Source organism: Acidiluteibacter ferrifornacis, assembly GCF_009909615.1.
Lineage (GTDB): Bacteria > Bacteroidota > Bacteroidia > Flavobacteriales_E > Vicingaceae > Acidiluteibacter > Acidiluteibacter ferrifornacis.
Genome location: NZ_WWNE01000007.1, coordinates 273,369 through 296,338, shown reverse-complemented (window position 1 = coordinate 296,338; position 22,970 = coordinate 273,369). Strand labels below are relative to the sequence as shown.

General features: G+C 36.9%; 25 protein-coding genes. 14 read left to right on the top strand and 11 right to left on the bottom strand.

The features are described from left to right. Positions 1-74: 74 nt before the first annotated feature. Positions 75-932, bottom strand: coding sequence for an alpha/beta fold hydrolase (locus GQN54_RS10080; protein WP_160633413.1), 858 nt, complete (start codon positions 930-932; stop codon positions 75-77). A gap of 100 nt (positions 933-1,032) precedes the next feature. Between GQN54_RS10080 and kdsA the strand changes: the two genes are divergently transcribed. Beyond that, complete coding sequence (kdsA, locus tag GQN54_RS10075) at positions 1,033-1,845, top strand: 3-deoxy-8-phosphooctulonate synthase (protein ID WP_160633412.1); 813 nt, start codon at positions 1,033-1,035, stop codon at positions 1,843-1,845. A gap of 163 nt (positions 1,846-2,008) precedes the next feature. Then, positions 2,009-2,551: a transposase gene (locus GQN54_RS10070; protein WP_160633411.1), complete on the top strand. Its 543-nt coding sequence runs from the start codon at positions 2,009-2,011 to the stop codon at positions 2,549-2,551. Positions 2,552-2,675: 124 nt separating this feature from the next. On the opposite strand, the gene GQN54_RS10065 is transcribed toward GQN54_RS10070, so the two are convergent. The 5 genes from GQN54_RS10065 to GQN54_RS10045 form a co-directional block, all read right to left on the bottom strand. Further along, entirely contained in the window at positions 2,676-3,158 is a 483-nt protein-coding gene (locus GQN54_RS10065) for an energy transducer TonB (protein ID WP_160633410.1), read from the bottom strand. Between the two features lie 64 nt (positions 3,159-3,222). Continuing rightward, complete coding sequence (gene arsB / locus GQN54_RS10060; RefSeq protein ID WP_160633409.1) at positions 3,223-4,248, bottom strand: ACR3 family arsenite efflux transporter; 1,026 nt, start codon at positions 4,246-4,248, stop codon at positions 3,223-3,225. Then, positions 4,245-4,886 (bottom strand): arsenate-mycothiol transferase ArsC, encoded by a 642-nt coding sequence (locus GQN54_RS10055; protein ID WP_207554870.1) that lies wholly within the window; start codon positions 4,884-4,886, stop codon positions 4,245-4,247. The genes arsB and GQN54_RS10055 overlap by 4 nt, the downstream gene beginning before the upstream one ends. Positions 4,887-4,899: 13 nt before the next feature. After that, positions 4,900-5,373 (bottom strand): DUF6428 family protein, encoded by a 474-nt coding sequence (locus tag GQN54_RS10050; protein WP_160633408.1) that lies wholly within the window; start codon positions 5,371-5,373, stop codon positions 4,900-4,902. A gap of 71 nt (positions 5,374-5,444) precedes the next feature. Next, positions 5,445-5,774, bottom strand: a complete 330-nt coding sequence (locus GQN54_RS10045) for an ArsR/SmtB family transcription factor (RefSeq protein WP_160633407.1) — start codon at positions 5,772-5,774, stop codon at positions 5,445-5,447. Between the two features lie 103 nt (positions 5,775-5,877). On the opposite strand from GQN54_RS10045, the gene GQN54_RS10040 reads away from it, so the two are divergent. Next, the gene (locus tag GQN54_RS10040; protein WP_160633406.1) at positions 5,878-7,689 is read left to right on the top strand and encodes an ABC transporter ATP-binding protein; all 1,812 of its coding nucleotides are present in this window, start codon (positions 5,878-5,880) and stop codon (positions 7,687-7,689) included. A 236-nt stretch (positions 7,690-7,925) separates the two neighbouring features. On the opposite strand, the gene GQN54_RS10035 is transcribed toward GQN54_RS10040, so the two are convergent. The 5 genes from GQN54_RS10035 to GQN54_RS10015 all read right to left on the bottom strand — a co-directional run bounded on the left by GQN54_RS10035 (position 7,926) and on the right by GQN54_RS10015 (position 12,150). Further along, entirely contained in the window at positions 7,926-8,579 is a 654-nt protein-coding gene (locus GQN54_RS10035; protein WP_160633405.1) for an SRPBCC family protein, read from the bottom strand. A 10-nt stretch (positions 8,580-8,589) separates the two neighbouring features. Then, positions 8,590-9,624 (bottom strand): cytochrome-c peroxidase, encoded by a 1,035-nt coding sequence (locus GQN54_RS10030; protein ID WP_235933035.1) that lies wholly within the window; start codon positions 9,622-9,624, stop codon positions 8,590-8,592. Position 9,625: 1 nt separating this feature from the next. Beyond that, on the bottom strand, positions 9,626-10,732 hold the full coding sequence (locus tag GQN54_RS10025) for a cytochrome-c peroxidase (RefSeq protein WP_160633404.1): 1,107 nt from the start codon (positions 10,730-10,732) through the stop codon (positions 9,626-9,628). 2 nt (positions 10,733-10,734) lie between these two features. Continuing rightward, complete coding sequence (locus GQN54_RS10020) at positions 10,735-11,679, bottom strand: MbnP family protein (protein WP_160633403.1); 945 nt, start codon at positions 11,677-11,679, stop codon at positions 10,735-10,737. A gap of 66 nt (positions 11,680-11,745) precedes the next feature. Continuing rightward, complete coding sequence (locus GQN54_RS10015; RefSeq protein WP_160633402.1) at positions 11,746-12,150, bottom strand: HYC_CC_PP family protein; 405 nt, start codon at positions 12,148-12,150, stop codon at positions 11,746-11,748. Positions 12,151-12,438: 288 nt separating this feature from the next. Here GQN54_RS10015 and GQN54_RS10010 point away from each other — a divergent pair, with 288 nt between their 5' ends. The 11 genes from GQN54_RS10010 to GQN54_RS09960 all read left to right on the top strand — a co-directional run bounded on the left by GQN54_RS10010 (position 12,439) and on the right by GQN54_RS09960 (position 22,964). Beyond that, positions 12,439-12,918, top strand: a complete 480-nt coding sequence (locus GQN54_RS10010) for a c-type cytochrome (RefSeq protein ID WP_160633401.1) — start codon at positions 12,439-12,441, stop codon at positions 12,916-12,918. A 29-nt stretch (positions 12,919-12,947) separates the two neighbouring features. After that, entirely contained in the window at positions 12,948-13,523 is a 576-nt protein-coding gene (locus tag GQN54_RS10005) for a fasciclin domain-containing protein (protein WP_160633400.1), read from the top strand. Between the two features lie 25 nt (positions 13,524-13,548). Continuing rightward, positions 13,549-15,513: a Sec-dependent nitrous-oxide reductase gene (gene nosZ, locus GQN54_RS10000; RefSeq protein WP_160633399.1), complete on the top strand. Its 1,965-nt coding sequence runs from the start codon at positions 13,549-13,551 to the stop codon at positions 15,511-15,513. A 105-nt stretch (positions 15,514-15,618) separates the two neighbouring features. Then, positions 15,619-16,230 carry a hypothetical protein gene (locus GQN54_RS09995; protein WP_160633398.1) on the top strand — a complete coding sequence of 204 codons (612 nt, stop codon included), beginning with the start codon at positions 15,619-15,621 and terminating at the stop codon, positions 16,228-16,230. A gap of 18 nt (positions 16,231-16,248) precedes the next feature. After that, positions 16,249-16,683: a nitrous oxide reductase accessory protein NosL gene (locus GQN54_RS09990; RefSeq protein WP_160633397.1), complete on the top strand. Its 435-nt coding sequence runs from the start codon at positions 16,249-16,251 to the stop codon at positions 16,681-16,683. Positions 16,684-16,705: 22 nt separating this feature from the next. Beyond that, positions 16,706-18,109, top strand: a complete 1,404-nt coding sequence (locus tag GQN54_RS09985; RefSeq protein ID WP_160633396.1) for a nitrous oxide reductase accessory protein NosL — start codon at positions 16,706-16,708, stop codon at positions 18,107-18,109. A 6-nt stretch (positions 18,110-18,115) separates the two neighbouring features. Beyond that, positions 18,116-19,369 carry a nitrous oxide reductase family maturation protein NosD gene (locus tag GQN54_RS09980; protein ID WP_160633395.1) on the top strand — a complete coding sequence of 418 codons (1,254 nt, stop codon included), beginning with the start codon at positions 18,116-18,118 and terminating at the stop codon, positions 19,367-19,369. Beyond that, on the top strand, positions 19,362-20,072 hold the full coding sequence (locus GQN54_RS09975; protein ID WP_160633394.1) for an ABC transporter ATP-binding protein: 711 nt from the start codon (positions 19,362-19,364) through the stop codon (positions 20,070-20,072). The genes GQN54_RS09980 and GQN54_RS09975 overlap by 8 nt, the downstream gene beginning before the upstream one ends. Continuing rightward, positions 20,065-20,847 carry an ABC transporter permease gene (locus GQN54_RS09970; protein ID WP_160633393.1) on the top strand — a complete coding sequence of 261 codons (783 nt, stop codon included), beginning with the start codon at positions 20,065-20,067 and terminating at the stop codon, positions 20,845-20,847. The genes GQN54_RS09975 and GQN54_RS09970 overlap by 8 nt, the downstream gene beginning before the upstream one ends. A gap of 85 nt (positions 20,848-20,932) precedes the next feature. Next, positions 20,933-21,664: an iron-sulfur cluster repair di-iron protein gene (gene ric, locus GQN54_RS09965; protein ID WP_160633392.1), complete on the top strand. Its 732-nt coding sequence runs from the start codon at positions 20,933-20,935 to the stop codon at positions 21,662-21,664. Between the two features lie 94 nt (positions 21,665-21,758). Continuing rightward, positions 21,759-22,964, top strand: coding sequence for a hypothetical protein (locus GQN54_RS09960; protein ID WP_160633391.1), 1,206 nt, complete (start codon positions 21,759-21,761; stop codon positions 22,962-22,964). Positions 22,965-22,970 lie beyond the last annotated feature (6 nt).

The window sequence follows — 22,970 nt, the reverse complement described above, 5'->3', positions numbered from 1 at the left end:
TCTAGGTGGTAAAAAAGAATCGTAAAACTATTGATTTTAATCAAAAGGAAGCGTTAATCGATGTTAATTGAACCTTAGTCTAGTGCTTTAAAAAATGCAATTGTCGGGTTGATAACAGCTGGAGCCCACAACATCTTATAATGACCTGTGTTTTCAACAGGTAAAACTGTCGCTGCCGGCCAATTTTTAGCCAATGCTTCAGTGTTGCTGTATGGTATAATACGATCATTTTTATCGTGGATCAAAAGCGCTTTCTGTATGCCTGATTTTTTAGCATACTCACTCATAATTAGTTCTCTAGCGTCTATATTGAAATCCGATTTAATGGTGTCGAACAATCTGTTCTCTTGTGTTTGGTCGAGATTCATTAATTGTGCAAACTCATGGAAAATATCTTCCACTTTATCGTTTCCGCTCAATAAAGCCGCAGCTTTAGGCTGAATGCCATGTTTAACAGCACTATATAGCATTACACTTGTTCCGAAAGAATGAGAAATGATGATTTCAGCAGGGCCATATTGATCGACAATGCCTTTGAATACTTGAGAGAACAATAATATATTAGCCGTTTTTCCACTGCTTTTTCCATGCGCAGGACCATCAAACGTAATGACTTTATAGCCCATTTGTGAAAGTGGACTAACAAATGCACCCATACTTCCACCATTTCCTTCCCAACCATGTAAAAGGTAGGCGATCTTTTCTCCTTGTCCCCATTCATGCACTTGAATGTCGTGCCCTTCTATTGTTACCCTTTTATGCAAAGCACCTTTTAAAACTACTTTCTCTCTTTGTCTCACCTTTTTTGTTTGAGGTGTGGAGAACAGTTTAATCAATAACTTGGAGGAAAGTGCAGGAGTGATTTTGCCTAACGTATTGAAATAAAAACGTAGAACTTTGATAATAAATGGGAGTTTAGTTTTTGGTGCCATGCCGCAAATTTACTCCATTTTTTAAGCTTTAGGCAATGAAAGTAGGATTAAAAAAATGTTAATCGAAAGGTGTACTTTTGTTGCTCAAAATAGCAGAACGATGATCGAACATTTAAAAAATATCAAACATACTAAGAGTGGAAATTTCTTTTTAATGGCAGGACCTTGCGCCATAGAAGGAGAAGAAATGGCCTTGAATATTGCCGAACGGATTTTTGAGATTACCAATCGATTAGAAATTCCATTTATTTTCAAAGGATCTTACCGAAAGGCAAATCGATCTCGATTAGATAGTTTTACTGGAATTGGCGATGAGAAGGCGTTGAAAATTCTACAAAAAGTAGGACAAAAGTTTGATGTGCCTGTGGTTACAGATATTCATTCTGCTGAAGAAGCGGCAATCGCTGCTCAGTATGTAGATGTATTACAAATTCCTGCTTTTTTATGTCGTCAAACGGATTTGTTGGTAGCTGCAGCCAAAACAGGCAAAGTAATCAATATCAAAAAAGGACAGTTTTTAGCACCTGAATCGATGATTTTTGCAGTCAATAAAGTAAAAGAGTCTGGAAACGATAAAGTTTGGATCACTGACCGAGGTACCATGTTTGGCTACCAAGACATGATTGTAGATTTTAGAGGAATTCCAACTATGCAAGCATTCGATGTGCCTGTGATTTTAGACATTACGCACAGTTTGCAGCAACCGAACCAAACGAGTGGAGTAACAGGAGGAAAGCCAGAGTTGATTACAACCATTGCCAAAGCGGGTATTGCAGTTGGTGCCGATGGATTGTTTTTAGAAACACACCATAACCCCGCTGAAGCAAAATCTGATGGAGCAAATATGTTGCACTTAGATAATTTAGAAACGATGTTGGAGAAGCTAATCAAGATTAGAAAAGCGATTAGTTAAACCCAGAGCTCCAAGGTTTCCAAAACCTTGGAGCTCTAGATGGACTTAACCTTGGAGGGTTGTTAAAGCAAAAGCAATGTAATCAGATAAGTTCTACCATATCTATAACAGAACCAATAATAAGGAGCTATTATTTAAGGATGAAGAAAACTATAGATACTTTTTGAGTCTATTCCAAAAGTATATTTCTCCAATTGCTCATGTGTATGCTGACTGTCTTATCCCAAATCATTTTCATTTTGTTTTACAAATTAAGTCTGATCAGGAATTGAGTTTCTTTTTTGCTGAGAAGATAGAACGAGCAAAATTGAAGTTTAATAATGTTCCAAAACAATTAGTTAGCAAACTTATAAGTCTTCAATTTAGTCATTATTTCAATTCATATACTCAGGCAATCAATAAACGCTATAGTAGAAATGGAAGCCTTTTTTCTCAAAATTTTAAGCGAAAAGAAATTGCGACAAACAGATATCTAACTCAAGTAATTATTTATGTTCATTTAAACCCTGAAAGTCACGGAGTCGTTGGTGATTTTCAGGAATATTCTCATTCATCTTATCACACTATACAATCAAATAAAAAGACATTAATAAGGACGAATGAAGTAGTAGAATTGTTTGGTGACAAGGCTAATTTTATAGAAGTTCATAATCAGCGTTTAGTAGATGAGAATGCTATCTCCGATATTTTAGATATTGACGAGTAAGTTTTGCTAACCCTCCAAGGGTTAGTAGTCTGCGTGTATTAACCCTTGGAGGGTTTTACGGTAGAAGTCCGGTTAGCTTATATTATTCGAAGCAATATGAAAAAGAATTCTTTTTTAATGCTTTTTACTTCAACGTAAAGTTAATCGGGATGTTTATTCGAACCCTTACTTTTTCTCCGTTTTGTTCGCCAGCATAAAAACGAGGTAAGTTTCTAACGCATTCTAAAGCAGCTTCATCTAGCAAAGGATGTACGCCTTTCAGTAATTCTACACTTCCAACTTTTCCATTTTTGTTAACTACGAAAGTCACAAACACTCGACCTGTAATGTCTTTGTCTATTGCTTCAGGAGGATAAACTACATGAGATCCGACATATTTGGACAAACTTAATTTACCATCTTTAAATTCAGGCATCAGGTCAGCTTTGTCATAGATAGAATCGTTTTCAAAAGAATCAGATGAGTCAGGTGCTTGTGTAGTAGTATTTAAATCTTCTTTTGGAGAATTGAAGTATTCAATAGCCAAGTATCCCAAACAGATAAATCCTAGAATGACGAAAATTAAATGAATCGGATTTACTTGTCTTGGTGTATCTTCTTGATTCATGCTATGGCTGTAGTTTGATTAGCGTATAAAAATACAATCTATCAGTAAATGAATGGAGGAGAAACTAATAATATTTCTTCCTCAACCAAAACGCTACTCTCACCAGCAGTATCAACGCCGGAACTTCTACTAAAGGTCCTATCACACCAACAAAAGCTTGATCGGAGTTAAGTCCGAAAACGGCTATGGCGACTGCAATGGCCAATTCGAAATTATTGCCGGCTGCAGTAAATGAAATGGCTGCATTTTTATCGTAGGTTGCTCCAGTCGCTTTACTGACAAAAAATCCAATTAAGAACATGATGATGAAGTAAATCATCAGTGGAACAGCAATCAATAATACATCAAAAGGAATTTGGACGATCAATTCTCCTTTCAATGAAAACATTACGATAATGGTGAACAATAACGCAATTAAAGTCAATGGAGAAATAAATGGAATGAATCGGTTAGTATACCATTCTTCACCTTTTAATTTCACCAATATCAATCGACTCAAAAGTCCCATCAGAAATGGTAGACCTAAATAGATCGCTACACTTTCGGCAATGGTGCGGATTGAAATGTCAACCAAAGCGCCTTCAAATCCGAAATAGGGTGGAAGCACTGTGATGAACAACCAAGCGTAAAATGAATATGCAAATACTTGAAAAATACTGTTTAATGCGACCAACCCTGCTCCATATTCTGGACTTCCTTCTGCCAAGTCGTTCCATACCAAAACCATAGCAATACATCTTGCGAGTCCAATTAAAATTAGCCCAATCATATAGCCTGGGTGATCTTGCAAGAAAATTAGGGCTAATGCAAACATTAAAATGGGTCCAATTACCCAGTTTAGCAGCAAGGAAACAGAAAGAACTTTTACGTTTTGGAAAACTTTGGGCAAAAGTGCATAATTGACCTTTGCCAACGGTGGATACATCATTAAAATCAAACCAATAGCGATTGGAATGTTGGTAGAGCCCGAACTAAATGAGTTGATAAAGTCAGCAGAGTTAGGATAAAAATAACCAATTGCCACCCCAATTAACATCGCTAGAAAGATCCACAACGTTAGGTTTTTGTCAATAAAGTTTAGCTTTTTCATTTTAAGTTTTGGTTTATTGTCATAAATACATAGTTCATTTCGTTGGCAATCTGCATACTCCGTTCTAAATACTTTTCTGACTGTTGAGGTGTATTGTCAAATATTTTGGGGTCCTCAAAAGTGATTGGAATTCGCTTTTCAGCACCAACAACAAAAGGGCAAGCTCCATCAGCTTGTGAACAAGTCATAACAGCTGCGAAACCATTTTTTGGATTAAACTCGCTATCCAACTTTTTCGAAAATGCGATAATCGGTAATTCATTATCAGCAAACTTTATACTGTAAATCGGGTTTTCTCCATCGGAAAGTCTGCTTACTTTGAAGCCAGTATTTTCTAATGTTTCTGCCACTTTTGGAAATAGGGCAGTGGTTTCTGTCCCGCTAGAATAGCATGCCACATCCGGGATGTTATAATTTTTCGCCATCGTTTGCGCCCACACTTGCGTCAGATGACTTCTTCGCGAGTTGTGGGTGCAAATAAAATTGATTCTAACTGGCTGCTTATTTTCTACTTTCGTTTGAATAAAGTCGATCAGTGGTTGTAAAACTGCTTTTCTATCTTCTGAAATTTCTTGGTGGTTGTATCCACTAAAAGAAGCTTCTATATCAGAAAATAATATAGGTTGTGTTGTTATCATTTAGTTTTTGTATTTAGCAACATCCACCACCTGGCGTGCAAGATGTTTCAGTTGAATTACCAATTGCGCTCATTTTGATTCTTGGCTTCTGTTCCGGAATACCACATTTATCTTTCGCTAAGCAGTCAGTAGTTTTTGAGAGCAGTAAAAAGTTTGAACCATCAAAGTCTAGGTCGTATTTTCCGATAGTGTCTCCTTGGTATTCTACCTCAATTTCTAAATCTCCCATTTCTAGCACTTTTTCAGAAAGCTCGATAATGTTGGTCAATTTTTCAGGATGCAAGCGGTGATCGTAGTCATCTGCTTCCCACAATTGAAAGTTGGCTTTTTCTTCTTTTCGAACAGTTCCACCACAATCTATGAAGTGTTTAGAGACAACTCCTACCTCGGTTACATGAAAGTGAGAAGGAACTATTTCGCCGTTTGGCAATTGAAAAGCAATTTGATTGCTATTCGATAAGTGATTCTTAATTTCTGATATCTTCATAATTTCTATTTTTTTACCGTATTAATTGTATGATTAAATAACTATTCTATTCATTTATAGATTAATTAGTATCAACAACAGTTATTTTTAGGTTGATATTGATTGAACAAGTGATTAAAAAGGGAACTTAATTCAGCCCATTTTTCAGGGTTAATACAATAACTCATGGAAACGCCTTCAACGGTTCCTTGAATAATTCCAATTTGCTTGAGCTCTTTTAAGTGTTGACTTATTGTAGCTTGTGCTAATCCTAACTCTTGGACTAAATCATTATTAATACAAGCATTTGCCGCAAGTAGGTGCTCAATAATTGCTATTCTTGCTGGATGTCCTAAGACTTTCGCCAATTTAGCTAGTGCGTTTTGTTCTTCCGTAAAAAGTGTAGACTTTGTGATTCCCATCGGTATAATATTATATTGCAATATTACGATGAATTTTATTTATTTGGATTAATTTCTCAATAAAATAATAACCTGCTTAACTTCGAACATTCTAAAACTAGTGATGAAAAAATTTAACCGATTTCAGGAGAAGACCCCAAAGATTAAGTTTAATACCAAGGCAGAAGGAGGGCAGCCTGCAAAGCATTCTAAGGTAACCAAGGCCCAAGCTTTTAAAACGATAATTTGGCCACGAAGGAAGTTGGTTTTTATCGGATTATTTTTAATTGTTTTGAGCCGATTGGCTAGTTTGGTGTTGCCTTGGAAAAGTAAAGCGCTGTTGGATGATGTAATCCCTAATAAGGATTATGATCAGCTGTATAGTCTATTGTTGATAGTGGGAATTGCAATTTTGGTTCAAGCAGTCACGTCCTTTTTATTGACCAAAATATTGAGTGTACAGGCGCAGTATTTGATTTCAGAATTGCGAGCAAAAGTGCAGAAAAAAGTACTTTCCTTGCCGATTAGTTTTTTTGATAATACAAAGTCAGGAGTGTTGGTTTCTCGGATTATGACTGATGTAGAGGGAGTCCGAAACTTAATTGGAACTGGGCTGGTTCAAATGGTTGGAGGAACGATTACGGCAGTAATATCATTGGTGTTGTTGATTAAAATTAGTCCATCTATGACCCTTTTTGTATTGGTGCCAGTGGCCATATTTGGCGTCGTTGCGTTAAAGGCTTTCAAATACATTCGACCGATTTTTAGAAAACGTGGAGTGATTAACGCCGAAGTGACTGGACGATTAACAGAATCGTTAGCAGGAGTTCGAGTCATTAAAGCATTCAACGCAGAGGAACAGGAAAATAAAACCTTTGAAGAAGGAGTAGAGCGGTTATTCAACAATGTGAAAAGAAGTTTAACAGCCACGGCCGCTATGACCAGTTCGTCTACTTTTCTATTGGGATTAGCTTCTACAGGAATAATGGGAATCGGCGGATATAAAATTATGACTGGAGACCTGACCGTTGGAGATTTCTTATCCTTTACGCTTTTATTAGGTTTTATGATTGCACCGATTGTTCAGATGAGCAATATCGGGAGTCAATTGACCGAGGCCATGGCAGGCTTAGACCGCACAGAGGAGTTGATGAATATGGAAGCCGAAGAAGATGCTGGAAATAGAACAGAAGAACTGCCCAATGTGATTGGAAATATTGAATTCAAGGATGTCTCATTTGCTTACGAAAAAGGAAAAGAAGTGATTCATAATATAAGTTTCGAAGCTGCTTCGGGAACAGTTACCGCTTTAGTGGGAAGTTCTGGTTCTGGAAAATCTACTATTGCTGGATTGTCTGCCACTTTCTTAAATCCAAAGTCAGGAATGATTACCATCGATGGAAAAGATTTATCTAAAGTGAAATTGAACCATTATAGAAGAAATTTAGGCGTTGTTTTACAAGATGAGTTTTTGTTTGAGGGAACTATTCGTGAAAATATATTATTCCCACGACCAAATGCTACTGAAGAACAATTACAGAATGCTGTAAACTCAGCATATGTGAATGAATTTACCGATCGTTTTGATGAAGGTTTAGATACCTTAATCGGGGAAAGAGGGGTGAAGCTTTCAGGTGGACAGCGCCAGCGAATTGCGATTGCAAGAGCGATTTTGGCCGATCCTAAGATTATAATTTTAGATGAAGCGACCTCTAATCTCGACAATGAAAGTGAAGCATTGATTCAGAAAAGTTTGAATGAACTGATGAAAGGAAGAACCACTTTCGTGATTGCTCACCGATTGAGCACCATCAAAAAAGCAGACCAAATATTAGTCATTGAAGATGGACGAATTGTAGAGCGAGGAAACCACGAAGAGTTGATTCAATCTGAAGGGCGTTACTTTGATTTGTATACGTATCAGGCGAGGATATAATTGCTTTGTAATTATATGAATATGTCAATACTCAAAGTATTAATATATTACTTCGTAATTTCTTTGTGACCTTCGTGGAAACCTTAGCAGCCTTTGTGGTTAGAATTGTGTTATGATGTGAATGAATTCAATAAATGCTTTTCTTTCTTATTGTGAACTTTGCGAAAAACTTAGTGTGCTTTGTGGTTTTCTTTTTAATGAATACTTGAAAGTAGGTGGATTGAGTTGTCTGCCATTTACTTCTCTATCATTGTTTTAAACTTCCGCATTGTTTCAACTGGGCCTTTTGTAATCGCCATATTGACTAACCATGATGGAATGTCTCCTGCTGGATCAGCCACTACTCGGTAGTCGATACTAATGGTGGTGGAATTGACTTTCACTACTTCCCATTTCGATTCGAAGTAAGCCATCCTCACACGGTCTTCGCTTTTGTTATATTCAGAAGGAAATAGTTTGGAAACAGAGGAGTAGCCTTTTCCATTTGGCCACATCGTTTGTTGCGTATGTATTACCAAATCACGGTCAGACAAAGGAAAAGGAAAATCAGTTAGTATATAGTAATGAAAATCGTCTTTGTTTTTTATCGATACACGTTTGGAGTCTACACATTTGTACACCCAATTTTTATAATTAGGTACATTATCAAGTGTGATAGAGACTTTGTCTAAAGTGGAGGTAGCAGTGTATAATATTTTAATTTCATGAATAGGAGAAAAAGCATTTTCACTGGTGTAGACTTTGAATCCATCTTCTTCATTGACCAATTTCCATTGATTTTCAATTGGAGCTAATGCCAAAAAATCGGTAGTGAAGAGTAGTGAACAAAGCAGAAATAATGGTTTAATCATGGCAGAGAAAAGAAGAGTATGGACCGTCTTCTTTGCCAAAATTAATCCTTTATCGCCAATTTTTATTCGTCACAAAATCATAATCAGTTAATGTTTTTAAGAAGGCGAGGAGCTCACTTTTTTCTTTCTCAGTCAAGTTTAGTGGTTGTATCAACTCGCTTTTTTGAGGATGATTTTTACCTCCTTTGTTATAGTGCTCTATCACTTCTTCTAAAGTTGCAAACTGGCCTTTGTGCATGTAAGGAGCAGTCAATTCTACATTTCTTAAAGAAGGCACTTTAAACTTTGCATAATCAATAGAATCTAATGTCAGTCGAAATCGACCTGGATCTTCGTATTTTTCTGAGAGCCCATTATTTTCAATGGCGTAATTGGTGAAATTAAAGCCACCATGACAGTTGACACATTTTAATCGTTCACTGAAAAAGAGCTTCATCCCTTTCTTTTCTGTTGGATTAAGCGCCTTCTTTTTACCTTGAAAAGTGTATTGATCATAGCGACTGTTTCCGCTCATGAATGTTCGCTCATAATTAGCGAGTGCTCTGGAAATTACAAACGGATCAGGTCGGCGGTTGTAAGCTTCCAAGCTCATTTTTACATAAATAGAATCTTTATCCAATTCTCTAGCTATGTCTACGATGTTGTGATTGAATTCATTGTGCTCCTGAATAGGCACCAAAACCTGCATTTCAATCGTAGGAACGCTTCCTTCTCTGAGAAAGTAAGGGTGATAACCAATGTTGGCTAATGATGGAGCATTCCGAACGCCGGCACGTTTAAACACACCTGGACTCAATGCTACAGAGTCTGAAAAAGCCAAATGTGGATAATGACAACTGCCACAACTTATCGTTTTATCAATAGACAGTATAGAGTCATTGAATAGCTTTTTCCCCAATTCCCAACGCGCTCTGCTAAATTCATTTCCTGTAGGAAATTCCATCGGGGGAAAACCGAGTGGATGTTTAATTAAGGCATCAACACTTTTGGTATCGGAAAATATGCGAAACCCATAAACAATAAATACGACCATTGACGCTGCCAACAGTCGCATTGTATTTACTTTGTGTTTTCGATTATTCAATTTAAAATGGGTTTGAATACTCTAAGTTCGTCATTAAATCATCATCAGTTAAGGTCTTCAGAAATGCAATCAATGCTTTTTTATCATCAGATGATAATTGAAGACCTCCATTGTTCAGTGGGTAAATTAATGTTGGGTCTAGAGTAGACGAATTTTTTAGACCTGAGTTGTAATGTTCCACAACTTCTTCTAGTGTTTTGAAACGGCCATCGTGCATGTATGGCGCTGTCAATTCAATATTCCGCAACGACGTTATTTTGAACTTGCCTTTGTCATTTGGATCATTGGTGACCTTCATGCGTCCGTCATCTGCCATATCGGCATCAGAGTCCAATCCATTGTTTAAATACTTATCATTTTCAAAATTTTTGGTAGAATGACAATGGGCACAATCCGCTCCTGAAAGTGATGGGAAACTCGGATTGAATTCAGCAAAAAATAAATATCTACCTCTCTCCTCTAAACTGTCTAATATAGCAGTACCATTTTCGAAACGGTCATATTTACTATTCACTGAAACGATGGAATTCATAAACTGCTCCAAGGCTAAAGAAATTCTTTGAGGTGTAATTTCTTCTGTTCCAAAAGCTCTAAAAAATTGATCTCGATAGGATTTTTCGCCTTTCAATTTATTGACCACATTTGCCAAACTTTCATCCATTTCTAGAGGGTCCTGAATGGGCATTAAAGATTGGTGACGCAATAAATGGGCTCGACCATCCCAAAAGAATTCATTGGTATTCCACGCCATGTTGAATATAGCCATTGCATTTCGTTTACCCTGAAGACCTCTGACTCCCTCAGAGAATCGTGCAGTGTCTGTAAATGCATGTTCTTGTCGGTGACAACTAGCACAAGATTGAGTTTGGGTGGCAGATAATTTTTTTTCATAAAAAAGCATGCGCCCCAATTTTACTCCTTGAACAGTTAGTTTGTTGTCACCCGAAATGGCAGGTTGTTCTAAACTCCCTGTTTTTATCTGATAAGGTGTGCCATCATATAATAACGTTTCATTTCCAATTTCATCATTGTCATTTTGACAACTTTGAAAGAAAAATAAAACGAAACATAAAAAAAGCAAACCTTTTGTGAGGTTTGATTTTTCCATAATTACTGTATGATTACCTTCTCAGAGCCGATTAGTTTTCCTTCTTTATAAATATTAACCAGATAAGTTCCTTTGTTATCAATAGAGACCTTTACTTGGTTACCTGAAGTGATGGTTTTTTGGCTGATTAATTGACCGTTAATAGAAGAAACAGTTAACCTATTCCCATTTTGGTTGTCTTCAAATTGAAGGGTAATGTCTTGAGCACTTGGATTGGGCGAAATGCTAAAAGAGGTGAGTTGATTTTCTTTAATACCAACAGCCCCTGCAGAAAATACGCTCGTATTGAAATTACTCAATAACGTCGCTGCTTCACCTGTTTCACCATGATTGAATAAATTACCATTTATAGTAATGTTGTTTAATGCCTGAGCATAATCAGCATTTAACTCTATTGTAGTTGTATTGCCATTAGTAAATCCTGTGGTTGCAATTGTTTGGGTATTGTAATTTCTATTGCCTAACGCATGAATTTGCCAAGCAGTAGTCATATTGGCTCCGGTCATTCCTTCGAAAGCGGCAAAACGGTAACCTGCTGCCCATCCCCAGTGCATGGATGGAGATTTAGGTGCTAAAGGGTGCGTCATTGGCCATAGGTCTGGGTCTCCATTATTTACAGCTGCATCTACACCGGTGCCAAATGAAACACTCTCTATGGCCGTAATGTTGAAAGTTCCCAAAAATACATTGGTGGTGGTTCCTGCATCCACTAAGATATAGGTGTCTAAAGTGGTGTCTTGTCCACCATCATACTTTAATGTGATTTCAGAAATATAGTATTCAAGCCGTTGTAGGTTGAAAGAATTGGAAATATTATTGGTAGCTGTTTGGTTGTATGCGAAATTGGCAGAACCTAATTTGTGATTGATTTTAAAATAGATATCCTGCTGAGCTTGAGCAGATATAACGCTAACTGCTAATATTAAAAGTAGTCTAAATTTTTTCATGATTCGATTGTTAATGTGGTGTGTTAATTTTTTGATTGATAATGTTTTTTGTCTAAAATTAAAAAGCTATAATCGAAAAGATTGAATCCGCAGAAAAATGGAAGATTCAATCAAAACTGAATTTAAGTGGTTGGGGGTTAGTATTAGACTTTCTCTGATATTTTCTAATAAATGCGGTAGATCGCGAATGGCAATTGCAAAGTCAGCAGTTTTTGTTTCACTTTTTAATGTGGTTTCGTGGTTTTGTCCATGAATCACATAACTTTCACTTCCGCAGCATGATTTATTTTTAAAAGCTAATCCATCTTTCGGGGTAGAAGTTCCAAAGTACTTCTCGAATGAACAAACCTCAGCCTCTTCTAGAAAAGCAATATCAGCCAATTCTCCTAAGCAGTAATGCATATTGACAGTGATGCTCATGGAACTGAACAAAACTTCTAGCATTAAGAATATGGATAATATCGCTTTCATTGATTCCCAAATTTAACGTTTTTTTAGATTGAAATTTCTTTCTATTTCAAAATATTATGATTCATAAATAGGGTTCATTTAAAGAATGTAATCTGCTTACTGAGCTGTAATTCTATTCTTCAATTGGAATAATTTTTTGTGTATTTCTCAGATATAAGTATTTCGAATATAGCTGCTTGTTGTTTGTTTTTCAAATAAAGGATAAAAAAGTCCGAAAATATGACAAATGTCATTTTCTTAGGAGATAAGCAGAGATACCTTTGAATAGAAATTAAAAATCAATCAAAGATGAAAAACACAATCAAAACCCTAATCGTAATGGCCACGCTAGTTCTATATAGCTGCGGTGGTGGAGCACAAGAGAAAAAAGTAGAATCTAAAAAGGTAGAAACGCCCAAAAAGGACAAAGTAGAAATAGTAGAGGCTGAGCCAGAAGTAAATAAAGGTGTCGGGCCCGTTAAGAATGTAGAAGTTGCTGAAGCGATAGACGCTGCAATGGTAGCAAGAGGAACAGAGCTATTCAATACTAAATGCCAGGCTTGTCATAAAGTAGAGAAGAAGTTTATAGGGCCAGCTATTAAAGGAGTAACAGAAAGAAGGTCTCCTGAGTGGATTATGAATATGATTCTGAATCCTGTGGAAATGGTGGAGAAAGATCCAGTAGCACGTCAATTGTTGATTGATCACAATGGGTCTCCAATGGCTAATCAAAATTTAACTGAGGCTGAAGCACGTGATATTCTAGAATACTTTAGAACACTTAATTAAATTCAATTTAATCCATAAACCAAACCGCCATGAAAAATAATTTAAACAAAGGAATATTGTGCGCAGCTGTTGCAATTTCAATAGCGAGCTGCGGCAATCCGAATTCGGAAACTGTCGAGCAAGATGCGACATCGAATACGACTGAAGTAAAAACTGAAAAACAAGGGCAGGCCTTTATCAAAGATGATGAATCTCAACCCACTGTTTTGGACATTGCTATAGGTTCACCTGATCATTCTACATTAGTAGCTGCGGTTCAGGCTGCACAGCTAGAAAATGCATTGGTAAATGCCGGTCCACTGATGGTTTTTGCACCGATAAATGCAGCTTTTGAAGCATTACCAGCTGGCACTGTAGAGAACTTACTGAAGCCTGAGAATAAGGAGCAGCTAGCTCAGATTTTAAAACATCATGTAACGGCAGGTAATTACTCTAAAGACTTTTTGAAGAAGTTTAAGAAGCTAGGCCAAGCCAGTGATTTAAGCGTGAAAGTGGAAGTTGTTGGAGATGAGGTATTCATCGGAGGAGCCAAAATAATAGCCAGTGTAGAAGCCGGAAACGGAATCGTACACGTAGTCGACAAAGTGATTTTACCTGAAAATTAATATCAATCAACCAAAATACAAGAATATGAAAAAGTTAATCAATAGTTTAATTGTGTTGGCTCTAGTGGGAACTGCAATCAGTTGTAGCAACAGCGAGTCAGGAGGCAAGTCGAATAAAGGTGCATTGGCATCTAGTGCTGCCGAAAAGGTATATGTAGCTCCAGGAGAGCACGATGAGTTTTATGCCTTTATGTCAGGTGGATATAGTGGAAACTTAACCGTTTACGGTTTGCCATCAGGTAGAATGTTCAAAGAGATTCCTGTATTCTCTCAGTTTCCAACTTCAGGTTATGGTTATTCCGAAGAAACAAAACCAATGTTGAATACCTCTTTTGGTTTTGTGCCGTGGGATGATGCTCATCACCCAGACATTTCTCAAACCAATGGAGAGTTGGACGGTCGTTGGATCTTTATCAATGGTAACAACACCCCTAGGATTGCGAGAATTAGTTTAACCACGTTTGAGACAGAAGAAATTATCGAAGTTCCAAACAGTGCGGGAAACCACAGTTCTTCTTTCATTACTGAGAATACAGAATATGTAGTTGCAGGAACGCGTTTCTCTGTGCCAATTCCTCAGAAAGATATGCCGATTAAAGACTATAAATCAAATTTTAAGGGTTCTTTGTCTTTCATTAGTGTAGATCCTGAGCATGGTCACATGGATATTAAATTTCAATTGATGATGCCTGGTTTTAACTACGATTTATCTCACCCTGGTAGAGACAAGTCTCACGGTTGGTTCTTCTTTACTACTTACAACACTGAAGAGGCTAACTCTTTATTGGAAGTGAATGCTTCACAAAACGATAAAGATTTTATTGCAGCAGTAAACTGGAAAAAGATCGAAGAATATGTGAACAATGGTGGTGGAACAATGATGCCAGCAAATTATGCACACAATGTATATGATGAAAGTACACATACTGCGACTACTACTATGAAAAAGGAAGTGCTGACAGTTGATCCATTAAAAGTTCCAGGTGCAGTTTATTTCTTACCAACTCCTAAATCTCCTCACGGTTGTGATGTTGATCCTTCTGGTCAATACATTATTGGAAACGGTAAATTATCTGCAGACTTAACGGTTCACTCATTTGATAAGATGATTGCTGCTATTGAAGCAGAGAAATTTGACGGAGAAGCGTATGGTATTCCAATTTTAAAGTTCGAAGATGTATTAGCAGGTACTGTTAAGAGTGGAGGATTAGGACCATTGCATACTGAGTTTGATGGAAAAGGAAACGCATATACTACTTTCTTTATCTCTTCTGAAGTGGTAAAATGGAAGTTAGGTACTTGGGAAGTAATTGATAGAAAACCAACTTACTATTCTGTTGGTCACTTAATGATTCCTGGAGGAAACTCAAGAAAGCCATTTGGTAAATATGTGGTTGCCATGAATAAAATCACAAAAGATAGATACTTACCAGTAGGTCCTGAAATGGAGCACTCTGCACAGATTTATGACATCTCAGGTGAGAAAATGGAATTGATTTATGATTTCCCAACTCATGGTGAGCCTCACTATGCTGCAGGTTGTCCTGCTGAATTATTGAAAAATAATGCGAAGAAAATCTATCGTTTAGATGAAAACAAGCACCCTTACGCCATCACTAGCCCTGATCAAGCAAAAGTAGAGCGAAAAGGAAACGAAGTTCACATTTATATGTCAACTATCAGAAGTCACTTTACTCCGGATAACATTGAAGGTGTGAAGGTTGGTGATAAAGTGTATTTCCATATTACGAACCACGAACAAGATTTTGATGTACCTCATGGTTTCTCTATGATAGGTCAGAATTCTTCTGAATTATTAATCATGCCAGGTCAAACCAAAACCAATACTTGGGAGCCTAAGAAAGTAGGGGTATGGCCGTTCTACTGTACGGATTTTTGTTCAGCATTGCATCAAGAAATGCAAGGATACATTAGAGTTTCTCCTGCAGACTCTGATATTGAATTAAGCTGGTCTTTAGGCGAAGATTGATCAGTTTATATGGGAAAATAGAAAACGGTTAAAAAATTCATTTTCCCGAGGCGGGAGTTGGTTGATTTCTCCCGCCTTTTTTTAAAACTTCTAAACCAAAGCAAAATGAAAAATGCTGGTATAATTATGATTGTTGGTTCACTACTGTTACTTGGGTTATTCCAATTTCCATTATGGACCATCATGCTTGGAGCACCACAATATCCTGAACCTCTTGGAATGCACATCTTCGTAAATGGCATTAGAGGGGTGAGTGAATTTGATGTTCAAAATATCAACGGTTTAAATCACTATATCGGTATGAAAGTTTTACCAACCGCTGATGAAATGTGGGAATTTCAAGCTTTCCCCAAAATATTAATAGCCATTGTTTCTCTAGGTGTCATTATAGGAATACTAATGGCCATGAAGAAAATAAGTCACAATTGGGCGCTTATTTGGTTTGTCGCAATGTCGATTCTTGGAATATTGGGTATGTATGATTTCAACCTTTGGATGTATGATTATGGAACCAATTTAGACCCCAATGCAATTATGAAATTAATGGATGCCGATGGCAATCCAATGACCTATAAACCACCATTGTTTGGGTTTCAAAAACTACTCAACTTTGATGTAGAATCCCTGCCGAATGTAGGTGCATATATGATGTTCGTCGGAATGTCGCTTACAGTTCTAGCATTCTTTGTTGGTCGTAAATCAGCCACCACCACTTAAAATTTAAATCAAAAAATCATGAAAAAGACCGTGTTAATCTTCGCCATTTTAACTGTTGTTTTATCTGCATGCAGCATTAGTCCTCAGCCCATCAACTACGGGAAAGATGGATGTAGCTTCTGCAAGATGACAATCGTTGATAAACAGCATGGCGCTCAAATAGTCACCGAGAAAGGCAAAGCATTTAAATTCGATGCCATTGAATGCCTTTTGAATTACAATAATCAAAATCAGGAACAGCAAGTTGCTCTATTTCTCATCAATGATTTTAATGGCTCGGGCGATCTAATCGATGCCACTAAAGCAACCTATCTAATTAGTGAAAATATCCCAAGTCCTATGGGAGCTTATCTTTCGGGATTTGAATCTCAACAGAAGGCAGTAGAAATTCAACAAGAGAACGGTGGAGAATTGTTCAATTGGGAAGAATTGAACCGGCAATTCGCCAAGTAATGTTCAGCTAAAACCATAAAACATGAAAACCTTAAAAATCATGCTGTTTGCTACGATATTATTCCTAGCAATGGCAGCAAACGCTCAGAAAAATAGCAGTTGCACTCACTGCAATATGACTATTAAAGACTTAAAACACAATGCGACAATAGAAGAAAATGGCAAAATCAGTCATTTTGATGCGATAGAGTGCTTGGTTAATTACCTAAAAGAACAGCCAAACAAAGAGCATTCAAAATTAGCTGTTGCTGATTATTCTACTTCGAAATTGGTGGATGCAAAAACAGCCTATTACCTCAAAAGTAAAAAGATTCAGAGTCCGATGGGAGCGAATTTGTCTGCTTTTGAAAGTGAAGAAGTAGCGAACAATTATAAAAAGAAAAACGGTGGAGCGGTATACAATTGGGAAGAGCTGAAAGCGCTTTTTTCTGATGAGAAATCAGATGCATCAAACCATTTTCATCACAATCATTTTAGACCCGACTCTCACGCACCAATTGGTGTTTCAGGTGATCACATGCACCCTCAAGGCGGATTAATGTTTTCCTATAAGGCCATGTACATGTCTATGGAAGGAAATTTATCTGGAACTGAAGCGATAACAGATGAACAAATCTTTAACAGCTATATGAATGCGCCTCAAACCATGACAATGCAAATGCATATGTTGGGTGTAATGTATGCACCAACTGATAAAGTAACTTTAATGTTGATGCAAAACTATTTAAGTAATAAAATGGACCTAACACACAGCATGACCATGATGGATGGAATGAAAATGAAAGAAAATTTTTCTACGCAGTCTAGAGGCTTAGGCGATTTAAAGGCAAGTGTTTTAATCGCTTTATATGCAAATCAAAGTAGTTCTATGCATTTGAATACAGGGATTAGCTTTCCCATAGGGAGTGTCAGCCAAAAGGACGATACACCGATGAAGGAGAATGCAAAACTACCTTACGCCATGCAGTTGGGTAGCGGAACGGTCGATTTCTCATTAGGCGCTACCTATAAAAAGACTTTTACAAGTGGCTCTATTGGAGCTCAGTTATCTGGAGTATTAAGAACTGGTAATAATACAGAAGGATATCAGCTTGGAGATATGGGGCAATTAAATGTTTGGGGAGCTCTTAATTTGAACAGTTGTGTTTCTATTTCTAGTCGTGTTCAATGGCTTATAAATGAAAATATATCTGGAATCGATGTAGATTTAAAGCCAATGATGGCTCCTGCGGCAAATACAGCGAATTATGGAGGTCATCAAATGAATGGTTTTCTTGGATTAAACTATGCTTTCAGCGCTTCATCAAATTGGAATAAGGTTAAATTCGGTTTAGAGGCTGGAGTGCCAATTTATCAAAATGTTACGGGTATTCAAATGAATCAAAAGTACTTGATAAATGCAGGCCTTAAGTATGCAATACTATAAAAGTAGATGATTTTGAAAGTAATAACAGCTATATTGGTCAATGCATTAGTTTTTCTTTTAAGTACGAATGCTTATTCTAAAACTATTATTGTCAGTAAAAATGGATCGATTAAATCCTTGAAAACGGGGATTGCGCTTGCGTCTCCCCACGATACCGTTTTAGTAAAGCAGGGATACTATAAGGAATTCAATATTGCGATAGATAAACCACTGACCTTAAAAGGGGAATTGTTTCCTACAATTGATGGAGAGGATCAAGGTGAAATCATTACCATTGTTTCAGATTCAGTTACCGTGGATGGATTGTTTATCATCAATGTAGGAACGAGTTATACCACTGATTTCGCAGCAATTCGGGTGGTTAAAAGCAAGCATTTTTTAATTCAAAACGTAGTTCTTGAAAAGCTATTTTTTGGCATTTATTTAGAGAAATCTTCTCATGGAAGGGTTTATCACAATAAGATTATAGGAGATGCAGTAGAGGAATTTAATTCAGGAAATGGCATTCAATTGTGGTATTGCAATAATATCGTGGTGGAACACAATATAGTGCAACATGTGCGCGATGGGATCTACTTAGAATTTTCAGATAGCATTCAAATTCTTAAAAATACGAGTACCAACAATGTACGCTATGGATTGCATTTTATGTTTTCAAACGACGATACCTATCGTGATAATGTATTTGAAAACAATGGGGCAGGAGTGGCTGTGATGTTCTCCAAACGTATCATCATGCATCGAAATATTTTTAGAAAAAATTGGGGCACTGCAGCCTTTGGGATTTTATTGAAAGAGATCAACGACTCCGAGATTTACGAAAATACTTTTGAGGACAATACTGTGGGAATTACCATAGAAGGGTCCAATCGAGTGAACTATAGAAACAATAATTTTAAAAGGAATGGATGGGCTGTAAAAGTTAGAGGGGCTTGCTATGAGAACCATTTTATAAGTAACAATTTTTTGTACAATTCATTTGATATTTCTTACAATAGCAACTTGAATGACAATAAGTTTGATGGAAACTACTGGAGCAGTTACTCCGGCTACGACCTGAATAAGAATGGAGTGGGAGATGTGCCTTACCGTCCTGTAAAGTTGTTTTCATATATCGTCAACCGAACACCTGAAACCATTATTCTGCTGAGAAGTTTGTTCATGGACATAATCGACTTTGCAGAGAAAGTATCCCCAGTATTTACTCCTGATGATTTAGTTGACACTAATCCACAAATGAAACCTATTAAAAATGATTGAAGTAAAAGATATACATAAGAAGTTCGGACAAAATAAGGTTCTTGAAGGAATCGACTTAACAATTGATACCAAAGGAATCTTTGCCGTTCTAGGCCCAAATGGATCAGGAAAAACGACCCTAATTAAAAGCATTTTGGGAATGGTGATTCCCGATAAAGGCAGTATCCACCTTGATGGAAAAGCCATACAAGGGGAGTGGAACTATAGAAATAACATTGATTATTTGCCACAGATTGCCAACTTCCCTGGGAACTTATCTGTGCAGGAGTTAATCAATATGATCAAAGATTTACGGTCGAATAAAAACGCCGATGATCAGCGGCTAATTGAGTTGTTTCGACTAGAACCCTTTTTGAATAAGAAGTTGAGTAACCTATCTGGAGGTACCAAACAAAAGGTGAATCTAGTGTTGACTTTCATGTTTGACAGTCAATTGATTATTTTAGATGAACCCACCACAGGGTTGGATCCCATTGCTCACATCCGATTAAAACAGTTGATTAATGAAGAGAAGGCGAAAGGGAAAACAATATTGATTACCTCGCATATTATGAGTTTTGTAGAAGAAATTTCTGACCAGATTGTATTTATTTTAGAAGGAAAAATCTATTTCAAAGGAACCATCCCTGAATTGAAAAGTAAGACCAACGAGTCTGACTTTGAACACGCCATTGCATCCATTTTAACCGCTAGTTATGCTTAAGATATTAAAATACAGTTTTTACGATTTAATACGCAGCCGATGGAGCTACGTTTATTTTCTATTCTACCTTTTAATGGGATTTGTCTTGTTGTTTTTGAACAATGACCTTTCAAAAGCAGTCATTACTTTAATGAATATCATCATCGTATTGGTGCCACTCATCGGAACCATTTTTGGAATAATGTATTACTACAATTCCAAAGAGTTTACAGAATTGCTATTGGCACAGCCCATCAAACGAAGTTCCATTTTTATGGGGCAATACCTCGGAGTTGCACTTTCGCTTTCTATGAGTTTAGTGATAGGTTTAGGAATCCCATTTTTTGTTTACGGTATCAATACCAGTGTTGCAATTTGGGATTTTGGATTGCTTTTAGTGAGTGGAAGTATGTTGACTTTAATCTTTACTTCTTTGGCGTTTGTGATCGCATTAAAAAACGAAAACAAGATTAAAGGGTTTGGATATGCCATCTTGCTGTGGCTATTTATGGCGGTTATTTACGATGGTTTGTTCTTAATGTCGTTGATGTTTTTTGAAGATTATCCACTGGACAAATTTTCATTGATCGCCACTTTACTAAATCCCGTTGATCTATCTCGAGTATTGATTTTATTGAAGCTAGACATCTCCGCTTTATTGGGTTATACAGGAGCTGTGTTTCAACAATTTTTCGGAACTAGACTCGGTTTTTTCTTGTCACTATTCATGTTGACGGTTTGGTTTATCGTACCTACATTCATTATGCAACGCATCGCGATGAAGAAGGACTTTTAATGGATAATTTAATTCGGATAAATTTGTCCGAATTAATAAAAGTTGCCTAACTTTGATTCAGAAAATAACCATAAACTAGTTACATATGAGAACTAAAGATAGCATAATAGGAGAGTTGGTTGCAGAAGATTATAGAGCTGCAACAGTATTTGAATCATACGGAATAGATTTTTGTTGCAAAGGAAATCGCAGCATAGAAGATGCATGCGAAAAGAAAATGATTAACCCAACTGATGTATTAAATGCATTAGACAATGTGCTAAAAACATCGAGTGGAGAAAATGTAGATTTTACAGCTTGGCCAAAAGATTTATTGGTGGATTACATCGAGAAAAAGCACCACCGATATGTGGAAGAGCGAATTCCAATTTTGAAGCAGTATTTGGCTAAAATCGCAGCCGTTCATGGCGATCGTCATCCGGAATTGATTGAGGTGAACGAATTATTCATTGCTTCAGCTGGAGAGTTAACAAAGCACATGAAGAAAGAGGAACTGGTATTGTTCCCTCACATTCGTAAGATGGTAAAAAATGAAATGGGCGGAGGTGAACTAGATACACCACATTTCGGAACAGTTAAAAATCCAATTGCGATGATGATGAGTGAGCATGAAAATGAAGGAGATCGCTTTGAAAAAATAGAGAAGTTGACTAACGGTTATATTCCACCATCTGATGCGTGTAGTACTTATACGGTGGCTTTTTCTATGCTAAAAGAATTTGAACAAGATTTGCACCGTCACATCCACTTAGAAAATAATATTTTGTTTCCTTGGGCTGTAAAAGCAGAAGAAGCGAAGTTAGGTAGTTTAGTTTAAAATTGATTTGTATGTTGTAAAGTTGCCCATAGCTATATTTGATAGCTGTGGGCATTTTTTTTTAGTTTTGAGTCTTCTCACACGATAGAATTTTATGCGAAAATCTTGGGTAAACACAGCGCTGATTAATTTTTTAATTGCAGCTTCATTAGGCTTACTTTTGAGGGGTGCATTTGTGTGGCACTTCGACTTCGACTATAAAAATTTACTGCACACCCATTCTCATGTCGCCACATTAGGTTGGGTTTACCTGATTTTGTATGCCTTGTTGGTGGATTGTTTTATCCCTGAATCTCGCAAAAGAAAACCCATCTATAATAGGCTATTTTGGTTCACGCAGATTACCGTAGTGGGAATGCTATTTAGTTTTCCGTTTCAAGGGTATGGAGCCGTTTCCATTACTTTTTCTTCCTTGCACATTTTTGCTTCCTATTCTTTTGCTCGACTGCTGTGGCGTGATATGGAAATTAAAAATCCTCCAATTCAACAATTGGTTAAATCTGCATTAATGACGATGGTGATTTCTACTATTGGAATTTGGGCCATGGGCGCAGTCATTGGAAAGGGAATGCAAGCTACACCTTGGTACCACATTGTGGTGCAGTTTTACTTGCATTTTCAATTCAACGGTTGGTTTTTGATGGCCATTTTTGGATTGTTTTTATTCTTGTTGAGTCAATGGGGAGTTCAGTTAAAAGCCAAAACTTTCAAGCATTTCTTTCTACTTTATTGGGTGGGATTAATAGCCACTTTTGCGCATGTTTTGGCTTGGGCGTTTAAAGCTGACTATTACAATTGGATCAACGGAATTGGAGTCTTAGCACAACTTTTAGGCTTCATTCTTTTATTTCAATCCAATTGGAAAGAAGTTAGATCAGTGGTTCTCACAAAATCGAGATTAAATAAAATCTTGATCATATTTGGAGTTAGTTCTTTGCTATTTAAAATCGTGCTGCAAACATTATTGTTGATTCCTGAAGTAGCTACAGTGTCCACCGAGCTTCGAAACTTTATGATTGGTTACATTCACTTAACCATGCTTGGAGTAGTGTCAGGTTTTATATTTTTAATTCTTAGACAACGAATCCGAAAACTAATTTCCGGTATCGGAATTCAAATTTTTATTCTTGGGTTTGTGTTTTCAGAAACCATTCTATTTTTCCAAGGTGTTTTAATTTGGATGAAGTGGGGAAGTATTCCCAACTACTATTTACTGATGTTTGTTGTTTCTATTTTGTTGCCACTTTCCTTGATTTTGTTGTTGAGTAACAATTGGAGGAAAGGCATAGGGAGAGTATAAAAGCAA

Bases quoted from the DNA above. Each gene is read 5' to 3' on its own strand.
- GQN54_RS10080 (WP_160633413.1), bottom strand. From the start codon at position 932: ATGGCACCAAAAACTAAACTCCCATTTATTATCAAAGTTCTACGTTTT.
- kdsA (WP_160633412.1), top strand. From the start codon at position 1,033: ATGATCGAACATTTAAAAAATATCAAACATACTAAGAGTGGAAATTTC.
- GQN54_RS10065 (WP_160633410.1), bottom strand. From the start codon at position 3,158: ATGAATCAAGAAGATACACCAAGACAAGTAAATCCGATTCATTTAATT.
- arsB (WP_160633409.1), bottom strand. From the start codon at position 4,248: ATGAAAAAGCTAAACTTTATTGACAAAAACCTAACGTTGTGGATCTTT.
- GQN54_RS10055 (WP_207554870.1), bottom strand. From the start codon at position 4,886: ATGATAACAACACAACCTATATTATTTTCTGATATAGAAGCTTCTTTT.
- GQN54_RS10050 (WP_160633408.1), bottom strand. From the start codon at position 5,373: ATGAAGATATCAGAAATTAAGAATCACTTATCGAATAGCAATCAAATT.
- GQN54_RS10045 (WP_160633407.1), bottom strand. From the start codon at position 5,774: ATGGGAATCACAAAGTCTACACTTTTTACGGAAGAACAAAACGCACTA.
- GQN54_RS10040 (WP_160633406.1), top strand. From the start codon at position 5,878: ATGAAAAAATTTAACCGATTTCAGGAGAAGACCCCAAAGATTAAGTTT.
- GQN54_RS10025 (WP_160633404.1), bottom strand. From the start codon at position 10,732: ATGGAAAAATCAAACCTCACAAAAGGTTTGCTTTTTTTATGTTTCGTT.
- GQN54_RS10020 (WP_160633403.1), bottom strand. From the start codon at position 11,679: ATGAAAAAATTTAGACTACTTTTAATATTAGCAGTTAGCGTTATATCT.
- GQN54_RS10015 (WP_160633402.1), bottom strand. From the start codon at position 12,150: ATGAAAGCGATATTATCCATATTCTTAATGCTAGAAGTTTTGTTCAGT.
- GQN54_RS10010 (WP_160633401.1), top strand. From the start codon at position 12,439: ATGAAAAACACAATCAAAACCCTAATCGTAATGGCCACGCTAGTTCTA.
- GQN54_RS10005 (WP_160633400.1), top strand. From the start codon at position 12,948: ATGAAAAATAATTTAAACAAAGGAATATTGTGCGCAGCTGTTGCAATT.
- nosZ (WP_160633399.1), top strand. From the start codon at position 13,549: ATGAAAAAGTTAATCAATAGTTTAATTGTGTTGGCTCTAGTGGGAACT.
- GQN54_RS09995 (WP_160633398.1), top strand. From the start codon at position 15,619: ATGAAAAATGCTGGTATAATTATGATTGTTGGTTCACTACTGTTACTT.
- GQN54_RS09990 (WP_160633397.1), top strand. From the start codon at position 16,249: ATGAAAAAGACCGTGTTAATCTTCGCCATTTTAACTGTTGTTTTATCT.
- GQN54_RS09985 (WP_160633396.1), top strand. From the start codon at position 16,706: ATGAAAACCTTAAAAATCATGCTGTTTGCTACGATATTATTCCTAGCA.
- GQN54_RS09980 (WP_160633395.1), top strand. From the start codon at position 18,116: ATGATTTTGAAAGTAATAACAGCTATATTGGTCAATGCATTAGTTTTT.
- GQN54_RS09975 (WP_160633394.1), top strand. From the start codon at position 19,362: ATGATTGAAGTAAAAGATATACATAAGAAGTTCGGACAAAATAAGGTT.
- GQN54_RS09970 (WP_160633393.1), top strand. From the start codon at position 20,065: ATGCTTAAGATATTAAAATACAGTTTTTACGATTTAATACGCAGCCGA.
- ric (WP_160633392.1), top strand. From the start codon at position 20,933: ATGAGAACTAAAGATAGCATAATAGGAGAGTTGGTTGCAGAAGATTAT.
- GQN54_RS09960 (WP_160633391.1), top strand. From the start codon at position 21,759: ATGCGAAAATCTTGGGTAAACACAGCGCTGATTAATTTTTTAATTGCA.